General features: G+C 63.9%; 10 protein-coding genes and 1 pseudogene. 4 read left to right on the top strand and 7 right to left on the bottom strand.

The annotated features are described in order from the left end of the window. From LN450_RS00835 to LN450_RS00820, 4 genes are all read left to right on the top strand, one after another. Positions 1 to 662, top strand: a 662-nt coding sequence (locus tag LN450_RS00835) for a DUF4329 domain-containing protein (RefSeq protein WP_127170340.1), incomplete at its 5' end; no start/stop codon positions are given. Beyond that, a complete protein-coding gene (locus tag LN450_RS00830) occupies positions 659 to 982 on the top strand; it encodes a hypothetical protein (RefSeq protein ID WP_011347846.1) in 324 nt (107 codons plus the stop codon). The genes LN450_RS00835 and LN450_RS00830, both read left to right, overlap by 4 nt. 97 nt (positions 983 to 1,079) lie before the next feature. Continuing rightward, positions 1,080 to 2,510 (top strand): RHS repeat-associated core domain-containing protein, encoded by a 1,431-nt coding sequence (locus tag LN450_RS00825; RefSeq protein WP_375341235.1) that lies wholly within the window; start codon positions 1,080 to 1,082, stop codon positions 2,508 to 2,510. A gap of 1 nt (position 2,511) precedes the next feature. Beyond that, positions 2,512 to 2,724: a hypothetical protein gene (locus LN450_RS00820; RefSeq protein ID WP_039417375.1), complete on the top strand. Its 213-nt coding sequence runs from the start codon at positions 2,512 to 2,514 to the stop codon at positions 2,722 to 2,724. A 321-nt stretch (positions 2,725 to 3,045) separates the two neighbouring features. Here LN450_RS00820 and LN450_RS00815 read toward each other — a convergent pair whose 3' ends face one another. From LN450_RS00815 to LN450_RS00785, 7 genes and pseudogenes are all read right to left on the bottom strand, one after another. Continuing rightward, complete coding sequence (locus LN450_RS00815; protein ID WP_011347848.1) at positions 3,046 to 5,421, bottom strand: glycoside hydrolase family 127 protein; 2,376 nt, start codon at positions 5,419 to 5,421, stop codon at positions 3,046 to 3,048. Positions 5,422 to 5,565: 144 nt separating this feature from the next. After that, positions 5,566 to 8,460 (bottom strand): TonB-dependent receptor domain-containing protein, encoded by a 2,895-nt coding sequence (locus LN450_RS00810; protein ID WP_011347849.1) that lies wholly within the window; start codon positions 8,458 to 8,460, stop codon positions 5,566 to 5,568. 458 nt (positions 8,461 to 8,918) lie between these two features. Continuing rightward, positions 8,919 to 11,268 (bottom strand): annotated as a pseudogene (locus LN450_RS00805) (S9 family peptidase). A 337-nt stretch (positions 11,269 to 11,605) separates the two neighbouring features. Beyond that, complete coding sequence (locus tag LN450_RS00800) at positions 11,606 to 13,192, bottom strand: family 43 glycosylhydrolase (RefSeq protein ID WP_011347852.1); 1,587 nt, start codon at positions 13,190 to 13,192, stop codon at positions 11,606 to 11,608. Further along, on the bottom strand, positions 13,189 to 17,547 hold the full coding sequence (locus LN450_RS00795) for an Ig-like domain-containing protein (RefSeq protein WP_011347853.1): 4,359 nt from the start codon (positions 17,545 to 17,547) through the stop codon (positions 13,189 to 13,191). Before LN450_RS00795 ends, LN450_RS00800 begins: the two co-directional genes overlap by 4 nt. Before the next feature lie 399 nt (positions 17,548 to 17,946). Beyond that, the gene (locus LN450_RS00790) at positions 17,947 to 20,763 is read right to left on the bottom strand and encodes a TonB-dependent receptor domain-containing protein (protein ID WP_011347854.1); all 2,817 of its coding nucleotides are present in this window, start codon (positions 20,761 to 20,763) and stop codon (positions 17,947 to 17,949) included. Between the two features lie 480 nt (positions 20,764 to 21,243). Further along, positions 21,244 to 23,487, bottom strand: a 2,244-nt coding sequence (locus LN450_RS00785; protein ID WP_228892594.1) for a glucosidase family protein, incomplete at its 5' end; no start/stop codon positions are given.

Genomic DNA, 23,487 nt, shown 5'->3' with positions numbered 1-23,487 from the left:
CTGATGGGGATGGTGCGGCGCTGGTGTTGGATATGCGCTTTCCGGGGCAGCGGTTTGATGCGGCGAGTGGGTTGAATCAGAACTACTTCCGGGACTATGAAGCGGCTACCGGGCGGTATGGGCAGAGTGATCCGATTGGATTTCGCGGAGGGATCGGCACCTACGTATATGGCCGATCAAGCCCATTCCGTTGGTCGGACAAACTTGGCCTGCTTCCGGGTGATTGTTACAGGACAGAAAATTTGGCAGCAGCTCAGGCGCTTAAAGACATCCTGCCGACGTCGATAAAGGAAGACTTGGAATACGGCGGCTGGGTATATCAAAAATCGAACGGGTACTACAGTTACACAGCGCCACGTCGCGGGCTGACCTCTTCAGTGAATCCTGGCCCGCGGCCAGATGGAGCAACTGGCGCGTACCACACGCACGGAGATGTAACTCCCGGCTATGTGGGGGAAGCGTTCTCAAAGGCTGACACAAGAGTACCCTATGGAGATGCCGCCTACTTAGGAACACCCTCGGGCAAGTTATTGAGATTTTCCACTTCAGGCTCGCCTTACAGTGATCTCCCTGACGCGATTTCGAGCTCTGGCTGTGGATGTGACGGCAACAACAATAAGCTCCTGGAATTTCTCAGCAATGCATTCGGATGGCAATTATGAAATTCAAATTCTTCATGCTATTTTTATCTTTATTCTTAGCCGGCGTTTCTGGCGCCGAACCCAATGATGCAAAAACCATTAAAGCGATTGAAGTAGCGAGCAAAGATTTTCAAAATCGAATAATAGAAATGTACCCACCCAGCGGCGATTACTCGCCGCTGCGAAACCTCGACTCTTATTCGATGGGAATTGCCAAAACACCCTCAAAAATAATAGTCGTTTTTTTAGTGGATAAGCGCTTAGGAATTATAGGTGGCGGCGGAGAATACACGCTAAGCAAAAAGAACTCGGAAATCATAAGCTTTAAGGGGTATGAATAAGTTCTTTCCGGACAGGGCCCTCGTCGATTACGTGCACAACGCCCAGGGCCAGATCACAAAGGTCGACGTGATCCCTGCCGGCGGCAGCCGTCAGCTAATGCTGGGCAATGCGACCTACTACCCGTTCGGCCCCGCTGCCGGTTGGACCTACGGCAATGGCCGCATCCTCGCCCGCCGCTACGATCTGGACTACCGCCCGCAGGCCATCCAGGACACCCGCCCGGGTGGGCTGGACGTCGGGTTTGGCTTCGACCCGGCCGGCAACCTCACCGCGCTGACGCCCGCAGGCAATCCCGCGCCGGAGATCGGCCTGGGCTACGACGCGCTGGGCCGCCTGACCGGCCTCAAGGACGGCCGCACCGGCACCCTGATCGACGGCTACAGCGTTGATGCCACCGGCAACCGCCTCAGCGCCAAGGTCGGCACGGCCACGCAGGCCTACACCTACCCGGCCGACAGCCATCGCCTGAGCGCAGTGGCCGGCGTGGCACGTACATACGATGCCACCGGCAACACCACCGCCATCGGTGGCACCGCACGCCAATACACCTACGACACCACCGGCCGCATGACCCAGGCCCGCCGCGCCGGCGCGGTGACCATGAACTACCGCTACAACGGCCGTGGCGAGCAGGTGCGCCGCTTCCTCGGCACCACCAACACCTACACGCTCTACGATGAAGCCGGCCACTGGCTGGGCGACTACGACAGCAACGGCGCGCCCAAACAACAGGCGATCTGGCTAGATGACCTACCAGTCGGTCTGCTGGCCAACGCAAGCAAACTGCACTACATCGAACCCGATCACTTGGGCAGCCCGCGCGTGGTGATCGACCCCACCCGCGATGTCGCAGTGTGGACGTGGAGCCTGAAGGGCGAAGCCTTCGGCAACACCGCGCCGAATCAGGATCCGGATGGGGATGGTGCGGCGCTGGTGTTGGATATGCGGTTTCCGGGGCAGCGGTTTGATGCGGCGAGTGGGTTGAATCAGAACTACTTCCGGGACTACGAAGCGGCTACTGGGCGGTATGGGCAGAGCGATCCGATTGGGCTGGGTGGTGGAATAAGTACATTCAGCTATGTAGCAGCGACGCCACTGACATCGATTGATCCATTTGGTCTTGTGCCAAACCAAGGATGCGTCGCTTCAGTGGTCGCAATATGCACTGTTGTAGGGGGCAGCGTCGGCTACTGGGGTGGGGGCATTCTCGGCGGTGCTGGAGGCACTGCCGTGCCGCCTGTGGCTGGAACCGCAGGCGGCTTTATCGCAGGCTCGACACTTGGAGGCTTAGGCGGCGCGTCGGCTGGTGGCCTGATCGGCGGCCTAGCAAGTAGCGCTGTGTGTCCCGACGAAGATGATAGAGAGGAATGTGAGAACCTGCTGCGCGTTGACACTGACGTGTGCAATGCAATCACGCGGCGGCGTGGAGCCAGAAGGGGGGAGGCATGTCACGCCTCCGCTACTCAGCGATATTCCACTTGCTTGAGGGGTGATCCGATTCCGCCTCTGGATACTTGGAGTAATTGATATGAACGAACACAGCCACCTTGTTTACGTCGACGAAGAATCCCGGAAGCTGCTCATCTATCGCCTCAGTGAAAAAGGGAAAAAGACCTTATTGACTGATATCTCTCTTCCAATCGAGCAAGGCTGGTCGAGCGATCTAGAAAGTATCGCGAAGCAATTAGGTGAAAACCTACTCATGGACTCACCTGCAGCGCGACGACTTTTAGATATCTGAACCTGGAGTCCACACGAGATGCAATAAAGCGCTATTTCGTTGCAAGTTGCGGATTATCACGCGCCGCGGCGAACTGGTGGCAAGGTGGCGTAGGATAGATCGCGAGTCAGTCGTGCAGTTTCTGCAGTGCTGAACTGCATAGGGGCTTGGCTGCCGTACCCTCACCCCAACCCCTCTCCCGCGGGGAGAGGGGCTTTATGTTGCATGTCTGAGTTCTTACATGTAGCTGCGGGCGCGATTTCTTCGCTCTGTGGTGCCATGCGCTCTGCAGAGGTCGCGCGAGCACCTCGTCATACTTTCAAGATGCGCTAGCTGCAGCGCTCACGCCGACGCCAGCACCCAACACCCAAATGCAGGCCCTGCCGAATAACCGGTCTCCGGTTCGATGCGAATCTGCAGGGTGTCGCGACCGGCGATCGTTGCTGGCAATGCGTAGTCCACATCGACGAACTCCAGGCCGCGGTTGCCGTCAAGGCGTTCGTTGGCGATGAGTTCGCCGTCGGCGAGGAGGCGGAAGCGACGGCGGGTTTCGTCACCCCAGTAGCGCAGGCGCAGGATGCGGGCCTGGGCGGTATTGCGCAGGGTGAAGGCCATGAAGCCGCCAGTCCGCACGTCGCGGCCGGGCCGGCGGCGGTAGCTGAGCGGGTTGGAATTTCCCCCCTGCAGTGCATGTGCCTTTTCGGAGGCCTCATCGCCTAGCGCGATGCGATCGAGCGCGCGGGTGTCGAGTGCGTGTTGCGCCGCCGCTACTGCCGCCAGTTCGGTCTGGCGTTGCTGCCATGCGGCGGCGTCGCGGTGTTCCAGGTAGACCGCGCTGCGGCGGTCGAACTGGGCGTAGAACGGGGACAACTGCCACTGCTGCACGCCATCGTTGTAGACGAAGGCTGTCTTGCCCGGCACCGGCTGCAGGCGTTGCAGGATGTCCTGCCCCCCGATCAATGCCGGGGTCTTGCCCGACCAGGGCTTGGCGGCATCGCCCAGATCCACGGCAAGCACCAGCGGCCCGCGCAGCACCGAGACCCAGGCGGGATCGTCCGAGGTCGCTTCCAGGCGCAGCGGCATGTCGAACGCCAGGCTCAGGGTGTCGCCGCGCTGCCAGACGCGCGTGATGCGCAGATAGCCATCGCTGGCGGCGGTATCGACAGGCTGACCATTGAGTTGCAGGCGCGGCTGTTGCGCCCAACCTGGCACGCGCAGTGCGAGGGTGCGTTGCTCGGCCGGCGCGGCATCGATGCGCAGCGAGGCGCTGCCCTGCTCTGGCAAGGCGCTGTGCAAAGTCATGTCCAGGCCGGCAGCATCGTGCACCATGGAGGGCACATACAAATTGACGTAGACGCCCTGCCCGTCCTGCCAGTAGATGGAATCGCCAAATTGCGCGTGCGCTTCCATGCCGCTACCAACGCAGCACCAGAAATCATCGAACGGCGACGACCAGCCACGCGCTTCGCCGGCCAGCAACGGCGTCATATACGTAAACATGCCGGTGCGTGGGTGCTGCTGCGCCATCACGTGATTGAGCAAGGTGCGCTCGTAGTAGTCGAACAACTCAGCCTGCGGGCCCCACTGATACAGGTGACGGGTGAGCTTGAGCATGTTGTAGCTGGCGCAATGCTCGCAGGTCTGCTCGGTGAGGAACTTTGAAATGCTGTCCGGCTGCTGGAAATATTCGCGATCGCCATTGCCACCGATCACATAGGTGTGGTGGTCGGTGACGGTGTGCCAGAAGAAGCGCGCTGCGGCACCGGATGCGGCATCGCCGGTGACTTCGTACTCGCGCGCCAGGCCGATCAGTTTGGGGATATTGGTATTGGAATGCTGGTGGGCCAGCTCGTCGCGCTGGGCGACCAACGGGTCGAGCACGGCGTGGTGATGCAGGCGCTGCGCCAGCGCCAACCATTGCGCATCATTGGTTCGCACATGCAGTTCGACGAACGATTCGTTGAGGCCGCCGAATTCGCACGACAGCACTTTTTGCAATTGCGCCTCGTCTAGCGCGGAGAAGATGCCTTGCAGGTATCCAGCCAAGCTCACCGCCACCTGCAGCGCTTGCGCGTTATCGCAATGCGCATGCACGTCGAGCAGGCCGGCGAACAATTTGTGCCACGTGTACAGCGGTGCCCAGCTGCCGTTGAGATAGAACGGCGCCGGGTCGATCTTGCCGCGTTTGAGCTCGTCGAAGACCGCGCGCCCGCTTTCGATCTGCCCGGCTGCGTTCTTGCGCGTAAAGCCGGCCACGTAGCCATCGCCGGCATGCGCCTGGCAGCGCGCCAGTTCGCCGACCAGATACCCGGCGCGTGTGCGGCACTGCGCATCGCCGGTTTGCGCGTGCATGAGCGCCAGCGCACTGAGATAGTGGCCGAGCGTATGCCCGGCGATGGTGTCCGCCTCCCAGCCGCCATAGGCTGGCGCCTTCGGGTCGAGGCCGGCATACAGCACGAAGTTGTGCAGCAAGCGGTCCGGCTGCAGCCGCATCAGATAGCGCCGGTTGGTGTGCAGCGCATCCAGGAACAGCGATGGCGTGAGCCTGACCTGGGCGAGCGGCACCGCGCGCACGCTGCCCGGTTGTGCAGCGCTGGCCTGGGCCGGGAACCTCAGGAAGCCGGCAGCTACCGCCAGGCTGCTCCAGGCTAGAAAGCGCCGCCGCGACAACGACGGCGTGTGGTTGCAGGTCGATTCGCTCGGGTGCGCTTCTGTCATGGGATTAGCTCAGCTCCTGATGGCGCGCAGGCATGCGCACAGGTTCGCAACATCATGATCGCCGCTGCGCTGGCAATGCTGGCGTGACGTGGCGTCTGCGCAACCGGCCGCAATCGGCCACGCAGCGCCGCAACACCAGCGCACTCAGAACTTCACCGTCGCGCGTGCCCAGTAAAAGCGGCCGAGCAAATCGTAAGTGGCCACATCGGTGTTCGCATTGCCCACGTTGTTGGCGTAGTACAGCGGCGGCTGCTTGTTGGCGATGTTGTCCACACCGACTTCGAAGCGTGTGTGCCACGGCTCGACGTTATAGCCAAGCTGCAGGTTGTTGTAGACGTAGGCGCCGATATTGCGCACCACGGTCGGTTCGCTGGAATCGGCCGACAGGCTCTGGTCCGGATCCGAGTTGCCGATGGCGGTATGACCCACATAACGGATGCGCCAGGTGGCACTCCAGTCGTCCAGTGCCCAGCTGACCGTGCCCAGCGCACGCCAGCGTGGGAAGTTGCCGTAGGCCTGGGTGTAGCGGCCCACGTTGTGGATGGTGACCGAGCTGGGGTCGGTGGTGTCGGGCAACACGTCGTAACGGGTGAGATAGGTGCCGTTGAGGCCGGCGGTGACATTGCCCCATGCCATGGCAGGCAAGCGGTAGGTCAGGTTGAAGTCCATGCCCTTGGCCCACAGCTTGCCCAGATTGACGGTGGGCTCGGCGATGTAATTGATGGTGCCGTTGCCGTTGCGATGGATCAACGCGCAGAACGCGCTGGCCGAGTTGGCGAAGCATTGATTCAGCACCGTCTGCGCCGACACCGTGGTGATGGTGTCTTCCAGATCGATGCGCCACCAGTCCGCACTCAACGACAGGCCGTCGATCCACTGCGGGTCGTACACAAATCCGACGTCGTAGGACTTACCGGTTTCCGGCTTGAGCTGGTAGCCCGCGACTGCCGCGCCGGAGACCTTGCCCGACACCTGCCCGTCCGACTGCTGGTAGCTGCCATCGGTGGGCACATTGGCGCAGGCCACCGTGTTGCCGCCGGTGTAGCCGTTGCACGGGTCGTTGACGGTGGCCGCGTCGCCGGCCACGCCGGCATACAGCTCGTTGATGTTGGGTGCGCGAAACACTTGCGAGACGGTGCCGCGCAACAACAGGGTTTCGACGGGGCGGTATTCCAGCGACAGCTTGCTATTGGTCTTGCTGCCCACCGAGCTGTAGTCGGAAAAGCGCGTGCCCACGGTGATGTTCAGCGCATTGATGCCGGGCAGATCCTTGAGCAGCGGGAACAGCGCTTCGGCATAGGCCTCCTTGACATCGAAACTGCCGCTCAAGCTGGACGAACAGAATTCGATCACGCCGCACAGGCCATTTTCATCGCCGGTCCATAGCGGGTCCGAGGCGGTGGTGGAGCGTTCCTTGCGGTACGAAATGCCAGCCGCCAGACTGGCCTCGCCCGCCGGCAACTCGAACAATGTGCCGTTGGCATTGGCTTCGAATTGCTTGACCGTGTACACGCTGGTGACAATGGGGTTGACCACCATGCCCTGCAACGTGGCCAGGTTGGCGCTGTCGTTGAGGTTGAAGAAATTCAACGGCGTACAGCCTGCAATCGCTGCACCCGCGCTGCCGCACTTGACCACGCCATCGCTATCCAGAAACGAGGGACCGATGGCCTGATTGAACGCGGCATAGTCGAGAAAGCCGTTGTTGATCGACTTCTGCTTGACCTTGCCGTAATTGAACGTGGCATCCCACTGCCAGGAGCTGTCGCCGAAACGGCCGCGCAGACCCGGGCTGATCTGGAAGTTGTAGGTATTGTATTGGTAGCGGCGGTTGCCCAACACGGTGGCGCGCGTATTGAGGTCGTTGTAGGAGGTGCCGGTGGTGCGATCGGTGCCGAAATTGACGCCGAACGGGTTGTAATAGCTCTGCGCCGACACCAGGATGTTGTCGCCGTTGGAAAAGATCGGAATCGGCGCAATGATCGAGGCCGATTCGGTTTTACTGAACCAGGTATTGACGTAGCCCTCGACGCTGTCGCTGAAGCGATACGTGCCCAGCAGGAAGGCATTGGTGCGTTTTTGCGGGGTCTGCAACAGGTTGAACGGCTGATAGTTGTAGGAATCTGAAGCAGCGTTATAACAGTGGAAATCGCCAGGACTCGCCCGCCCGCTGACACCGCTGTTGAGGGTGACGCGCCCGCAACCATTGGATTGTGCGAGCAGTTGCGATTGATCCGAGCCATCGTTGAAGTTCACCGTGCCGGTGGGCGTGGCCGAGGAGCCCTGCTTCACCGGTTGGCCATTGGTCAGCGCGAGCGCATCCTTGGAGTAATCGCGCGCCGCTGCCGAGACGGCATCGATGTTGTGATACGACAGGCCGCCGATCAGGCTGCCGCGCTCCCAGGTCTTGCCGGCGGTCAAGGTGAAGTTGCGGCGGTTGCCGTCGCCTTCGCTGCTGGTGCCGAAGTCGCTGCTGAACTGCACGCCGTCCAAGCGCGAGCGCAGGATGAAGTTGACCACGCCACCGATCGCATCGGAGCCGTACACCGCAGACGCACCGTCGCTGAGCACCTCGATGCGTTCGATCATGCTGGAAGGAATGGCGTTGACGTCGTTGTAAGCCAGGCGGATGCCATTGACCAGCACCAGCGTGCGCTTGTCGCCCAAGCCGCGCAGCGAGATCGCCGAGGCGCCGGTGCCGCCGCCGTTGTTGATATAGGGATTGGTCGCATTGCCGGCGATGGACGGCAGTTCCTGCAACAGATCGCCCACGGTCGCCTTGCCGGTGGCAGCGATCTGCTCCTGGCTGACGGTAACCACCGGGTTGGCGGTCTCGGTATCCACCCGGCGCAAACGCGAGCCGGTGACCACCACGCTGTCCAGCGTCTGCGTCGCATCGCCACCGGCAGCTTGCTGCGCAGCCACCGGCGCAACCGCACCTGCCGACAGCGCCAGCAACAGCGCGGTGGTGAGCATGCTCGGCAACGGCCGCGTGGTGGCGCTGGTCGTGCGGGTCAGAGGCAACGGCAACATCGGCATGCAAGGCTCCTGAGTGTGACGAAAGACAAACCGTGGGCAATACCTGCCCGTGCCGGCGTACAGCGGCGCAGAGCGACGTAGATGGCAGACGCACGCTGCAACAAACCGCTGGCACGGTCGTGTTGCAGAGGCGCAGACAACGTGCGCCACAGGCGACCGCACAGTCGCGCAGCAACGCGTGTTACCGGAAAGGTGGTGCATTCCTCGCTGGATGCGCTTATGCGCTCCAGTTTTCATCAGCTGGTCACAATGTGCCTGTGCGCAGACGCCACGTCTTGTCGCATTTGGCGAACGCGCATGCGGAAAACAGCATGGTTCGCAACTGAACGATCATGCGTGACGGCGTCAGCGCGCTCGAGCTCGCACGCATTGGCACCGCTTGCGGCGATTGGAGTGCAGATGAAGCTGACCACGATCGATGCGCGGACGGGGGCATTGGGCCCGATGTGCCGCGCACGTCAACTCGCTGCACGCGACCGGCAGCGCGCGCATGACCGCACCGATGCGGCCGGCGCTGCGACGTTGCGATTCCACTCAGGCGTTGGTGCCTGCTGCATCCAGCGCAGGAAGAAATCCAGCAGGCGGCGCCTGCCGTAGTCGCCACCGGCACCGTGATCGCCGCCCGGCACGACCAGCAGATCGAAATCCTTGCCAGCCTTGATCAGGCGGTCGGCCACCTGGAAGGTACTGGCCGGGTCGACATTCATGTCCATGTCGCCGGTGACCAGCAACAGATGCCCCTGCAGGCGCGCGGCGTTCTCCACATTCGACGATGCGGCGTACCACGGGCCGACCGGCCAGCCCATCCACTGTTCGTTCCACCAGATCTTGTCCATGCGGTTGTCGTGGCAGCCGGAATTGGCCACACCCGCCACATAGAACTCCGGATGAAACAGCAGCGCCCCCAACGCGTTCTGCCCGCCTGCCGAGGTGCCGTACACACCGACACCGCCGCCGATGTCGTACCACGGGTAGTGCGCCGCGGCTGCCTTGTGCCAGGCGATACGATCCGGCAACCCGGCGTCCTTGAGGTTGCGCCAGGCCACATCGTGGAAGGCGCGCGAGCGGTTGTTGGTGCCCATGCCATCGATGGACGCTACCGCAAACCCCATCCCGGTGAGCGATGGTGTGGCGGTGCTAAAGCTCTTGGGAACGAACGAGCCTTGCGGTCCGGCATAGATGTCTTCGACGACCCGGTAGCGCTGCTGCGGATCGAGCTGCTGCGGGCGATGGATGACGCCCCAGATCTCGGTCCTGCCGTCGCGCCCGGTGGTGTGAAACGGCAGCGGCGCCTGCCACCCTGCCGCCAGCAGGCGGGTCAGGTCGGTGCGCTCCACCGTGCGTGCCAGGCTGCCATCTGCGCTGCGCCGCAACTCCAGCACCGGGCCCAGATCCACGCGCGAGTAAAGATCCAATAGCCAGGTTCCATCCGGCGAATAGCGCACCTCATGATCGGCAGCCAGCGGCGTCAATGCGGTAAGCCCGCGGCCATCCAGCCCGATGCGATAGGCATGGCGATAGTACGGGTCCTCGCCGGGCTGCATACCCGAGGCGGTGAAATACACCTGCCCCGCTGCTTGGTCGATGCGATCGAGCTTGCGCACCACCCAGTCGCCACGGGTGACCTGGCGAATCACCTCGCCGTTGTGGCCGTCGTACAGATACAGATGCTCCCAGCCATCGCGCTCGGATGCCCACACGATCTGCGCGCCATCGTCCAGATCCTGGCGTGCGTGCTTGCCGCCGTTCTCATGCTCGCCACTGAGCTCGGAGTATTCGATGAAGGTGGGCGATGTCTCTTCGATCAGCGTGCGCGCGGCGGCTGTGCGTGCATCCACCTCGATCACCCGGTACAGCTGGTGACCGCGTGCGTTGTATTCGAAGGTGAAACCGCGACTGTCCTTCCACCAGACCATTTCGCTCAAGGTGAAGGCATTGGGCAGCAAGGTCATCGCCACCGGATGCGCTGCGTGCGTGGCGAGATCGAACAAGACCGGCTGCATCACCGGCAACGCATCGCCTGGCTTGGGGTAGACCTGCTGATGCAACTTCGGCTGCACCTGATCGGTGGGCGCCGACTCGATGTAATAGACCATGCGCGGCGGCGGTGCCTTGACCCCGATATGCCGCCAGATGCTGCGAATCCGGCGACCACACCACGCTGTCGAGTGCGTAGTAGTCATCCGTGCTGCCGTCGTGGCTGAGCACGCTGCGCTCGTGACTGCCAACCGGCGCGATGACCAGATTGCCCTGCTCCACCCAGGCACGCCAGCGGCCATCCGGCGATGTCCTGGCCTGGCGTTCGCCCTGCTTGAGCGGCAGGCGCATGTCCATCGATTCGGCCGGCAGGTCGCGTTCGGGCAGGTGCGCGCAGCGATAGCGCAGCAAATCGCATTGCCAGCCCAGTTTCGCCAACTGGAAGCTCAGGCGCTGCTGTTCCAGGATGGGCTCGTCAAGCTGCAGTCGCGCTGCGTCGACCGCCTTGGCACCGGCCTGCGTCAATGCTGCGGCCAGCCGCGCGTGATCGAAGGCCAGTGTGTTGCGGCCACTGGCCGCCTCCACCAGGCGGTATTCGATCGCCGGCAGCTGCGCGCTGCGCGCCACTCCACGCCGATAGAGAAAATGCCCGGCATCCACCCACACCGGCGCCGTAGGCTGCCGGTCCACCAGCGAGGCGTAGTGATCGGACAAGCCCATTGCCTGCGTGTACTGCGCCGGCGTGGGAGCGAAGAGTGGCGCCGCAGTCACCGGCACGATGTGCGCCAGTGCGAGAGACACGCACCAGATTGCGACGTTGCGTAAGCGCATGGCAGGGATGTGTGGCACCTGTGACCTCAATTCGAGAAGACAGCGTGGCGTTCATGGACGATGGCTGGGCCGCTGACTGCAATCGCTGCGGCAGACACACACCAAGGAAGGTGCGCAGACCGTCGGGTACAGCAGACGCGACGGCTGCACCCGTGCGCCACATCTCCTGGCCATGCGTGGTCATTCACGTCAGCGCGACTGAAACACTTGGGACACGTTCGCAAGGCACGCGCGGCCAGTACGCAAAAGCCGATGTGTCATCCCCACCGGTGCACTCCACTGCCTGCGCACCGTCAGCCAACGTTCGACTGCCGCATGCGGCACTTTGTCGGCTGCTTCACGGCGCATCGCAACGCTGGCTGTCAGCGGCCGTGGCAGAGGGCAGGCGTTGTGGCTGTGGCGCCAGCACTTCCCATTCCTGCACTGCCAGCGCGGCATAGCTGGCCGCGTTGCCAGAGGCGTCCATGACCACACGCACGCAGCGCGTTGTCACCGGCGCGAACGACACCGCTTCTTCGTGATCGGGACGCGTGCCATACCCATCGCGGGGCTGCACGGGCTGCCATCGCCCAGCGTTCCGGTATTCCAGATGCCAACGCGCTGGCGGTGCCACGCCGACGTCGGCACCGGCCGGGTGGTCGGCCCAGAACACGATGCGCGTGCGGTCCACGGTGATCGGTTGCGCCCAGCTGTACTGCAGCCATTGCTGCGGTGGATTGTTGTCCGTCCAGCTGGCCCACATCTCCGGTGGCAATGGATTGGCCTTGACCACGCCGTCGTTGAGCGCGGCAATCCAGTACTGCACCGGAATGTCCGGACCGTTGGACGCGGTGGCGTAGGCCGATGACGCCTGATTGCGCATGGGCGGCGCGGGAGGCGTTGGACGCCGTGTCGGCACCACGGTGCGGATGCTGGCCGGCTGCGTGCTTTCGTCCCATTCCAGCCGGTCGATCGCCACGCTGCGGCGAAAATGCCCGCCGCCCGTTGCGTCGGCGGTGTGATACACCAGATACCACTGCCGCTGAAATTCGACGATGCCCGGATGCGAGGTGGTCGAGGACACCGGCGGCAACACGATGCCGCGGTACGTCCATGGCCCTAGCGGAGTGGGCGCGCTCGCGTAGGCGATGCAGGCGTGATACAGCGTGGGCGTGCATGGCGAAAGACGTCCGGCGTTGTTGGCCGCATATGCCAGGTAGTAGGTGCCCTTGTGCTTGAATAGCCAGGGCGCTTCGAAATACCCGTCCAGCGTGTCTACCAGGACCGGCGTGCCCTTGAAAGTGACCATGTCGCGCTGCAGCTCCACGCCGTACAACGCGCCGAAGGTACCCCAATACAGATACACCCGTCCGTCATCGTCGACCAACACGGTCGGGTCGATGTTCTGGATATCGTTGCGGCCCGGCACCGACTGCGAGACCACCGGACCTTGCGGATGCGCATCGGTCCACGGGCCAAGCGGACTGTCGGCCACCGCTACGCCGATGGCGAATGGATCGGCATTGGGCGAATCGCGCTGCTGCACTGGTGCATACAGGTAATAGCGCCCATCCGGGCCCTGCACGATCTGCGACGCGTAGGCATAGCGCTTGTCTGTCCAGGCAAAGACCTGCTTGGGTCGCAGCAGATCGCGGTAGTGGATCCAGTCGCCGCTGGCCGGATCGCTGCTGACGAACAGTTGCCAGCCAGGCATGACGAACGCATTGAGATTGGGAGCCGCGGTGTCGCGGCCGGCAATGATGTACAGCTTGCCATCGGCCACCAGCGGCGCAGGGTCGGCGGAATATTCGCTGCCATCGGCGAGGATGGGATTGCCCGGCGCATGCAGCCGCGTTCCCTGCGGCGGCTGCATGGCACAGGCCGGAGCGCTGGCCAGCAACAACCCGCACGTCAGCACCAGCGACCGTGAGAACGTACGCGTCATGGCGTGGCCGCCTTGATCTGCACCCCCAGCGGCACCGACACGTTACCGGTGGGTGCACGCCCTTGCGCCATGCCGGTGAGCTGGAGTTCGCCGGGCTGTGCGTAACGCGCGGGCTGCAACGTGGGCCATTGCACCGGCAAGCGTTCACGCGAGCCGTCGTTGTATTGCACCGTGACGAAGCCCGGTAACGTCGGTGCATGCCCGACCACCGCGGTTACCGTCGGCAACGGCTGCACGGTATTGATCTGCCCCGGTGGCGTTGCGCGCACCCAGATGGTGGCCTTGACGGGAATCGCACCTTCGACCAGGCCTTGCAGTTCCACTACACCTTCGCGGCCCAGGCGGCTGGCGGCAAGCTCGGACCATTGCACGGCCACCGGCAGCACACTGCCATCGGCAAAGAAGGCGGTGATCTCCTGCGGCAGCGTCGGCAGTTGCCCGGGGGCCGTGCGCAGATGGATCGCCTCCACCTGTTTGGGCAGCTCGGACAGCGCCTGCCATTCGTCCACCCCAATGGCGGCGTGTCCGTTGGCGGTGGTCTGGGTCGTCAACACCACGCGCAGCGCGGTGGTGACCACCGGCGCAAAGCTGGCGATGCTCGCCGCGCCGGTCGTCGCTGCCGCAATCGGGTAGCCGCTCTTGCTGACGATGTCCTGCCAACGTCCGTCCTGCAGCATCTGCAACTTCCAGCCGGCAGGCGCGGCGACTCCGCCGTTGGGCTGGTCGTTCCACAGGTAGAGCGCACTGGAGGACAGCCGCACCGGGCGCGGCCACTGATACTGCAGCCACACCGTTGCCGGCTGGTCGAGCCCATAGCTGCCCCAGCGCAGGCTGCCACTGGGGAAGCTGCCTGCCTGCGGGATGAACCCGTCGTTCAAGGCCTGCACGCGGTACTGCATGCCGGTGAGTTGCGCACTGACACTGGCCATGGCCTGCAATGGAATGCTCTGCAGCGGGCGCGAGGCCGGCGCGCTGACCTGCACATCGGCATGCCCCATCAGCGCCCCGTCGTTCGCAGCCAGACGCAAGATGTAGTGCCCGGCACGGGTGAAACGCACGGATGTCTGCAGCGCAGCGGCATCGGCAAACACGGCATCGCCGCCTTCCGGCGCCTGCTGCACGCGCCAGCGCACCTGCAGCGTGCCATTGGGCAAGCCGTCATCGCCAACGCGCCCTTGCACCACCACCGCGCCATCGGCGCCCGGCGTATCCAGCTGCCATGCCTGTACCTGCGGCGGCGTGTTGCCCACGGACGCCGGTGCCGGCAAACCGCTGTCGAACAGCTGGATTTCCTTGATGCCGGTGCGCGCCGTACCGGCATGCGTCACCACCACGCGCAGCGCTGCCGCATGGATTGCCGGGAAGCGCACCCGGTTGCGATTGCCCTCCGCCATCGTGGCATCGCGTACCTGCCCGGGAACGTTCTTCCACACACCGCTGCCATCGCGGTATTGCACGGCGTAGATCCACGGTGCCGCGTAGCCAGGCCGCGTCCCGGACGGAAAGCCATTCTGATCCCCGCCCGGCGAGGAACTGCGATAGAAGTACAGCACTACCTGATCCAGCGTGCGCGTGCCGCCCAGGTCCAGCGCGATCCAGTCGCTGGCCGACGGCGAGCCCGCGGTGCCCCAGAACGGCGTACTGGCGGTACTGCCATCCACCGCCGCCGTTGCCGGCAACCCGGCGGCGGCAAAACTGGCGCTGACACGCGCCCCCTGCGCCAGGTTGCGGCTATGCGCTGGCGGCAGCGTCACATCCACACCGGCCTTGGCCAGGATCTGCGCCACCCGCGTGCCCGCAGCGAACGGTACCTGCGTCATCGACGCCAGTGCCGCGGGATGGGCTTGGAGCACTTGCGCTGCGCCATTGCGATTGACCGCATCCGGCGCGGCACTGACCTGCCCGCTGGCCGGGTCGTAGATCACGTGTGCCAGCCGATCCACGCAGAACGCCAGGCGGCCATCGAGATAGACGCTGTAGCCCTTCGGCACACGGCCACCGTAGTGGCTGCCATCGCGATCCCAGACGATGCTCAGGTTGCGGTCGCGATAGCGCAGATTGTCGGCGGCGAAATGGTCCCAGCCGATATCGATCGGATACAGCTCGATCTTGTCGTCGCTGCGCGGGCGAAAACCCATCGCATCCTCGATCATGCTGAAGTTGGTCGCGCCCAGCTGGGTATGGTGGATCCAGGAGCGATAACCGATCTTGCCGCCGCGGCCGGCAGTACCCTTGGCCCAGAATTCGTTCTGGTCCGGATAGCGGTTGTCGCCGTTGATAAAGGGCGCCCAGGCGTTCCAGTAGAGCAATTTGCGATAGCTCTGCGCGTTCAGATACGGGCTGGGGTAATCGCGCAAGGCCGAGCCGAACAGGCGAAACGCCACGGTGGCATTGATGGTGGAAAAATTATTGCTGCCCACATCGGCGCCGCTGCCGCGCGCCTGCATGTCCACCTGGTTGGCGGTGTAGAACGGAAACAGCGGGTATTGCGCCGCGTCGGCAAACAGCCGCAACGCGCGCACGTACTTGGGGTCGTAGTCGGCATCGCCCTGCTTGGGCATCAGGCCCACGCTGAAGGGATAGTAGTTGTTGGTTTCCTTCCAATCGACCGCCAGCCGCGGCCCGTCGGCCTGGCGATGCTTGAGCAGATCGCCGTACAGGCCGACCGAGTCGGGGGCATCGCTGCGATCCTGCCACAACACCTCCAGCACCGCCTTGCGAATGCGGCGCGCGGTGGCCTGCATGCGCTGTGCGGTCGCCGTATCGCCCGCGAGCGTCGCAGCCTGCGCCGCTGCCTGCGCATTGGCATACACGTAGGCGCTCTCGGTGCGGTCCATGCGGATCTGGCCGTGCTGGTCGGCCCAATCGAACGACACCGCATCGGCATCGTTGCCGGTCATTGCCGCCCAGTCGTATTCGATCAGCTCATTGTGGTTGAGATCGTAGGCCGCCAGCACGCCGTCCACGTCACCGCTGCCATAGCGTGCCAGCTTGCCCGCCAGCGTCGCCGGCCCGCCGTGAATCTGCATCGACCGCCATGCTGCGGCCGTGATGTATTGCGCGTAAGAATTGGACCAGTTCTCCGGCGAGCCAGGGTTGTCGGTGTACTTGCCACCGCCCGCGGTTTCGCCCGCACTGAGCCAGGTGCCATAGGCATACAGCGGATTGCGCAGGTATTTCAGATCGTCCAGGAACATGCCGGCGGTCAGTACGATGGCGTTGTCGTAGCCAAGCACGCCCTCGATGGCGACCGGGAACTGGTAATCGTTGCCGGGCACATTGGCATCGAGGAAGTTGAAGCGCAGTACCCACCAGCGATAGAACAGGCTCTTGCTGATGTTCTCGTTGGGCGTGTCCAGGTATGGCAGGTTGTCCACCCACCAGCGGTTATAGCTGGCCACGTGCTGCTGGTAGGCCTGCTGCGGGGTTTGCGCGGCAATGCGTGTGTACTCGGCGCGGGCTTCGGGCAACTCGCGGGTGAGCATGCCGAGCTGCACCTTGACTGGCGCGGTTTCGCCGCTCGCGGGGATGTCGATATCGCGCACCAGACGCTGCCCCTCGGCATGGAAGCCATCGCCGGACAGACGGGGGAAGACCGTCGTGATGTGGTTGTACGCGTCAAATGCACCGGTCAGCTCATTGCCGTCTGCGTGCGGGGCGATCGGCGAGACTGCTTGCAGCGATACCGTATGCGCCGCACCGTCCAGGCTGGACAGCACCACGCTGGCCACCGCCACGTTCTGCTCGGTGATGTATTTGACCAGCTGCATGCGCACGCCGGCGCCGGCGTCTTCGAACACCGTCGTGAAATAACTCGGCGTCTGCCGCCGCTGCTGCGCACGCTCCTTCCATTGCACATGACGCTTGCCCAGCGTGGCATGGATGTGGAACAGCGCGTCGTAATCGGTGGAGTGCCAATACGCCACCTGCCCGACGAATCCCGGCGCATCTGGCGCGTGATAGCTCAGGTACGCGGCGCGGCCACGGGTAAACAACCAGTCGTTGTGATCGTCGAAACCACCGCCAGTTCCCTCGCGGGCCAGCAGGCGGTCGATCCAGAAATCGTTGCCGGGCGCCTGCCCTGCCCCGTGCGCGACATCGGCCGCGTAGATGCGTGCCAGTTGTCCGCCGAGCGCAAACGGCACCGCGGTGGGAGGCATCGGGTGGTCCAGGCCGCGGAAGAGCGGCTCGCCGATCATTGCGTTGGGCTGGGCGATCGGCGCTTCCTGTGCGACTGCAAGTGACCAGCCCAGCATGATGCATGCCCACAACAGCCCAGCCACGCCGGTGCGCCGCGTCACGCGCAACCAGCGCCGGTGCCGCGCCAGAAACGAGTTCCAGCGTAACTCCCTCATGACATCCATCCCATTAACGTGCAAGACAGCGCGATCGATGCGGCGGCTGGCGCGCATCGGACAATAGATAGCTGCGGTACTTCCCCGCTGCATCGCAAACCGATGTGATGCAGCCGTCTCACCATAGTTGTTTGCGCTGGCGACACCCGCGTCAACACGAAGTGCAGCGATGCAAAGCGAACCTCGCTGTGCGTGCTTCGCCACCACACGCACCGACTGTTGCAAATGACGCGAACCGCCGACCGCCAGCCCACCAGCTGACGCAGGCCGTGCAGGTCAACTAAAGCTCTCCGCCAGGTCCACGCAGCGTCGCTCGATGCGGCATGTCCCGCGCGTCCACTGCGTTGCAGATGCACCGCCTACTCTGCCTAACCCCTGCCGGCTGCCTTTCTAGACGTGCTAGAACTCCACTCGCAGCCGGCTCCAGACATAGCGCCCGAGCGTGTCGTAGGTGCTCGCTTCGGTATTGGCCGCATTGGAGTAGCTGTAGAACCGTGGCGGCTTGCGGTCGCCCAGATTGTCGACGCCCACCGCCAGCGTGCTATGCAGCGATGCGACCTTCCGGCTCAGCGAGGCGTCGTGATACACCACCGAGCCAATCGGGAAATACGCGCAACTGCCATCGGCATTGGTGTCGACGCAGAAATTTTCGTACTGGCTACCGTTGACCGTGCGGCCCAGGTAACGGGCGTTCCAGCTCGCATGCCACGGGCCATTGTCCCAGGCCAGATTGGCCACGGCACGCCAGCGCGGCATGTTGCCCCAGCTGGAATTTTCGCCGACGTAATTATGCGGATCGCCCGCAAAGCGATAGCTGGAGAAGAACGTTGCATCCAGCCCCGTCGCAAACGTGCCCCAGGCGGTGTCGGCCAGCGTGTAATGAATGCCGGCGTCGTAGCCGCGAATATCGACCTTGCCGCTGTTGTACGCGAACGGCACCGACACCCGCGTCAGCTGTCCGGTGGCATTGCGCTGAATCAGCGGACAGAAGGCCGCTTCGCTGCCGTCGAAGCAATCGCTGACGACCTGCTGATATCCGACACCGGTCAGCATGTCGTCCAGCACGACCCGCCAGCTGTCGACGTTGAGCGACAGCCGGCGCACCTGATCCGGGTCATAGACCAACCCGACATTGTAGGAGCGGCCACGCTCGGGCTTGAGCTTGAAGCCCACGTTATTGGCGCCGGAGGTCACCACGTTGAACTGCGCGGCGTTGGTGAAGCTGCCATCGTTGGGCACGTTCGCGCAGGCCGGATTGGGTGCGCCGGTAAAGCCTGTGCACGGGTCCTGGAAATCGCCGGTGTTGTCGATCACGCTGTTGTAGGGCGAGCCATACAAATCGCCCAGCGCCGGCGCCCTGAACACCTGCGAGCCGGTGGCACGCACCAAGAGATTCGCAATCGGCCGCCATTCGATCGCAACCTTGCTGTTGGTGGTGTTGCCCCAGGCGTCGTAGTTGGAATAGCGCGAGCCCAGGTTCAGGTTCAACACGTTGGCGAACGGCACGTCCTTCAGCAGCGGCACCAGCAATTCCGCATAGGCTTCCCTGACCGACTCCTCGCGCCCCTGCTTGAGGATGCAGCCATCGTTGTAGTCGCAATTGCCATCGGCATCGGCAGCGGCCACGTCGCTGGTCGTCCCCTGCGCGAACTTGTTGGTGCGATACACCAGGCCGACGGCCGCCTGCACCCTTCCGGCCGGCAGCTTGAACAGATCGCCATTGGCGCTGATATCGACAAAGCGCATCTGGCTTTCGTCGATCAGATCCACCGGCCGCTGCGTGCCACGCAATGCGGCGATGGTGGCCGGGTCGCTGGGGTTGAAAACATTGATCGGCGTGCAGCCGACGATCACGGCGCCCGGCGCGCCGCATTTCACGACCCCGTCGCTGTCCAGGAACGAAGCGCCTACCGCGTTATTCAACGCCGAGGTGATCGAAAAACCGGTGCGCACCAAGGTGTCCTTGTAGCGCGCATGGCCGGCCGCCGCATCCCACTGCCAACTGCTGCCGTCCACGCGCCCGCGCACGCCGGCCACGACATTGGTCTGGAACATGGTGGAGGTGTAGACGCGCGTGTTGGCCTGCGGCGAGCGCAGATAGTAGGCGTCCAGTTGATCGCCGAACGGGTTGTAGTAGTTGTCTACCGCGTCCGGCATTTCCAGCCCGTAGGCATCCAAGCGCGAGACCGTCTTGCTGCGCGTCCAGAACACGTCCATGTAGCCCTGCACGCTGGGGGTGAAGTCGAAACTGCCGTGCAGCGAGGCATTGGTGCGCTTGATCGGGGTGATCAGGTACTGCGCGTCGTAGACGTTGTAGCTGTCGGTGGCGCGATTGTAGGGGCGAAAAGCCTCTTCGCCGACCGGACCCGGCGCGACGCCGTCCACCGGCGTCAGCACGCGCCCGTCGGTCAGGAAGGCACGGGTGTTGGCGCCGCGAACCTCGCTGACCTGCCCATCGAGATATTCCACCGCCTTGGCCGCATAACTGCGGTCGCGATTGAACACCGGGTTCATCGAGTTTTGGCTGAGCCCCACGATCAGCCCACCGCGGTCCCAGGTCTTGCCCCATTCCAGCCCGAGCGTGCGTCGATTGGCATCGCCATGCGTACTCTGCGCGTAGTCCGCGGTGGCGGCGAATCCGTCGTACTTGTCCTTGAGGATGACATTGACCACGCCGCCGATCGCATCGGAGCCGTATACCGACGACGCTCCATCGGTGAGCACTTCCACGCGCTCCACCATCGCGGCGGGGATTGCGTTGACGTCCACGCCGGGCGCCGACGCCACGCTGCTGGCAGGCCCTGCCATGCGATGGCCGTTGACCAGCACCAACGTGCGCTCGGGCCCGAGATTGCGGAGCGACACCAGCGCGCGGCCGTGACTGAAGTTGGAGTTGAGCGCAGGCCCGGTCTGGAAGCCGGCCATCATCGGCAAGCGCTGCAGCAGCTGCCCCAGCGTGTTCTGCCCGCTGTCTTCGATACGCTGCCGGTCGATCACCACGACCGGGCTGGCGGTTTCGGCGTCGACGCGGCGCAGATGGGTGCCGGTGACGTTGATCTGATCCAGCGTCTGGGTGGCTTCGTCTGCACCATCGCCACGCTGTTGCGCGGCGGCCGGCACGGCGGCGACCGCCAGTGCAAACAGCAGCGCGTTGACGAGCCGGGTGGTCTGCAAGACGCGTCGTTTGGGAACAACAGCAGGGCGGCTGGACGACATCGGAAATCCTTGTACTGACACAGGGTACGGCCCACCTTCCTGCATGACCGCGCACGGCCAAGCCGCACCGCCGCGGCGCACAGATGGAGGGAACGATCACGACAGAGACTGCACCGGCCTGCCGTCTCAACGGCAGGTCTCTCCGCATGCAAGGACGGCAACTGCAACGACACCGCTCTCCCCTGAGAGCGCATGCTTGGCACACGCGTTACGTGAAAAAAATCTTGCGACAACGCCACTGCGCCGTCTTGACGAATTTAGGCGGGACGCATGCGGAAAATCGCGTGCTTGCGCCTGCTTTCGGGCATGCCTGCATTGCCCAAACAGCGACATCTCGGCACGATCATGCGATGTGCCCTGGTCTCTGTGATCGACCACAGCACCTGCATGCGAACAGCGAAGCGGCACTGCGGTGCGCTCTGTCCAGCAACACTGCAACAACGGCAACAACGGCAACGCCTGATCATCGCATCGCCGTTGTCAGGCGTACCACGCCTGCACCTTCACCAGTGCAGCAGCGCCAGGCAAGGCCACCCGATCTGCATGCGGGCCCTGCACTTGCGCCGGTCTGCCATCGACCAGCACGCGCTGCAGGCGTGTGCCTGCGGGTGTGCGCAGGGTGAGCCAGGTGCGTACTGGCGCACGCTCCGGCAGCTGCACATCGGCACGGATGCAACGCGCCGCAGTGTCGGTGCGCAGCGTCAAGGTGACCGTGCCCCAGCGCGTTGGCGCTGCGGTGATGCCCACCGGCGCACCGCTGCCCAGCCACGCGCGCGGCAGCGCACGCGCGAGAAACAACTGCTCGCCGGCGCCATCGTCGCTGACCAGCATCCAGCGCAGCAGCAAGGGGATGGTCATCTGCGCCGGTATGCAGAACAACGGCATGCCTCCGGTGATGCCGCTGACTTCCCCGGCCGTCCAACTGCCGCGCGTGTGCACCTGATAACGATGCGCGTAGACGAACAACAGATATTCTTCGATGCGATCCAGCCGCAGCAGCTGTTGCGCGTAGCCGTAGGAAATGAAACCGAGCAGATCGCGGCTGCCCGGCTCCGGCGGTGCGATGTTGGCCACCACGCCAATGCTGGTGCCGCCGTGGCCACGCAGGCAATCGATCACCAGGTGGGCCAGATCGTCCGGCAACACATCGGCCTGCAGCAGTTCGGCATATGCACGGTGCGGCCATTGCTGTTCGCTGGGCTTTTCCTGCAGCAACGATTGGCGGAAGGTCAATGTAGTACCGGGCAACGGGCCCACGTACGGCGGGGAGAGGTCGCGACGCACGTTGGCACGCAGGCTGGCTTCCAGCCGCGTACGCAGCTGCTTGGCGCGGCGTTGCCATTGCACGGCCTGGCCGGCATCGCCATCAAGTGTGCTCCACACCTGTGCGATGTCTTCCCAGCCGCGAATGGTCAGCGCGCTGTTGGCAAAATACGGTTTCCACCATCGCGATGGATCGGGAAACAGGCAGGCATCGGATTCGTTCCAGCCGTGCAGCAGCCCATGCCCATGCGCCGTGCGCGGCAATGCCAGCGCCTGGTCGTGCAAGGCGCACAACACCTGCGCGGTGGCGGCGATCTTGGGCAGCAGACGGCGCAGCCGTGGCGCATCGCCGGTGTAACGCAGATACCGCGCCAGCAACGACAAGGTGAGCCCGAACTGCCCGACTTCCGGCCCGCGCATGTTCGGCAGGCCATCGTCCTGCACGAACTCATCGAAGTAGTTATCGAGTACCGCCGCGGCTTGTGCAAAACGTCCCCACTCAAGATTGGCATACAGCGAGCTGGTCAACGTGTCCTGGAAGCCGTCGTATTCGTTGCCGTAGTAGTCGCGTTCCACCGCGCCATACTTGGGGTAATCGCCGCCGGGGCGCACCACCAGCTCGCGCGCAAACGCGAACTGCGCCATGTCGTTCCAGCTGGCATCGGGAAATTGCGCCTGCACGGTGCCGTCCAGTGCCTGCTGCCAATACGCAGCAAAATCGATCAGTGCCGCGTAGAACTGTTCGGCGGTGGCGGCGCTGCGCGAGGGCGCAAATTCCGGGTAGCTATGCGTGTAGTGCACCGCGACGATGGCGCCGGCTTTCACCTTCATCGTACGGTGCCAGGTTTGCACCACGAAGCGATCGCGTGCCCGCACGTCGGCAAACACCAGCACGTCGTACCAGCTGTCGGGCTCGCCCTCGCGGCGCATCACCTTGCGCACGGCCGGCATCCAGCCGCCAAGCATGCCTTCTTCGCGGCGTTTGATCAGCGCCTCTTCGCCCAGTTCGGCAAACGCGTGTTCCGGCCGCGAGGTGCGGCTGCGGCCGTTGGGCAGGATGGGCATGGTGTCCAGGCTTTCGCGTGTACCGACGAAGGTGGTCCACGGCCAGCGCCCGCCATTGTCCTTGGGATCGAGCAAGGAGGCGGGCGGCGGTGCCACCTCGCGCACCTGTGCCTCGTCCGGGTCGCCATCGCGCAGCAGGCGGTCGGCCAGCAGGTCGGCTTCGGCCATGGCCACCTGCGCCAACGGCAGCCCGAAATACGGCGTGCCCGCGGCCGGATACGCCGGCTCGGTGCGCTTGTCCAGCCGCAGCATGCCGCTGTCGCTCCATAACGTGAGCTGGCCTTGCGCATCGTCCAGATGCTCGTAGACGGTCCAATGCTGCTGCAGGTGGGTGAAGCTGCACAACCTGCTACCAACATGCGCGGCCGAAGGCAGCGGTTCCAGACGGGGCAGTGT

The sequence above is a fragment of the Xanthomonas euvesicatoria pv. euvesicatoria genome (genome assembly GCF_020880415.1).
GTDB lineage: Bacteria > Pseudomonadota > Gammaproteobacteria > Xanthomonadales > Xanthomonadaceae > Xanthomonas > Xanthomonas euvesicatoria.
The sequence above is the reverse complement of the archived record's forward strand: the minus strand, read 5'-3'. Positions and strand labels throughout refer to the sequence as shown.

Excerpts from the sequence above, each read along its gene's own strand:
- LN450_RS00825 (WP_375341235.1), top strand. The coding sequence starts at position 1,080 with ATGCTGGGCAATGCGACCTACTACCCGTTCGGCCCCGCTGCCGGTTGG.
- LN450_RS00800 (WP_011347852.1), bottom strand. The coding sequence starts at position 13,192 with ATGACGCGTACGTTCTCACGGTCGCTGGTGCTGACGTGCGGGTTGTTG.
- LN450_RS00790 (WP_011347854.1), bottom strand. The coding sequence starts at position 20,763 with ATGTCGTCCAGCCGCCCTGCTGTTGTTCCCAAACGACGCGTCTTGCAG.
- LN450_RS00830 (WP_011347846.1), top strand. The coding sequence starts at position 659 with ATGAAATTCAAATTCTTCATGCTATTTTTATCTTTATTCTTAGCCGGC.
- LN450_RS00820 (WP_039417375.1), top strand. The coding sequence starts at position 2,512 with ATGAACGAACACAGCCACCTTGTTTACGTCGACGAAGAATCCCGGAAG.
- LN450_RS00795 (WP_011347853.1), bottom strand. The coding sequence starts at position 17,547 with ATGAGGGAGTTACGCTGGAACTCGTTTCTGGCGCGGCACCGGCGCTGG.
- LN450_RS00810 (WP_011347849.1), bottom strand. The coding sequence starts at position 8,460 with ATGCCGATGTTGCCGTTGCCTCTGACCCGCACGACCAGCGCCACCACG.
- LN450_RS00815 (WP_011347848.1), bottom strand. The coding sequence starts at position 5,421 with ATGACAGAAGCGCACCCGAGCGAATCGACCTGCAACCACACGCCGTCG.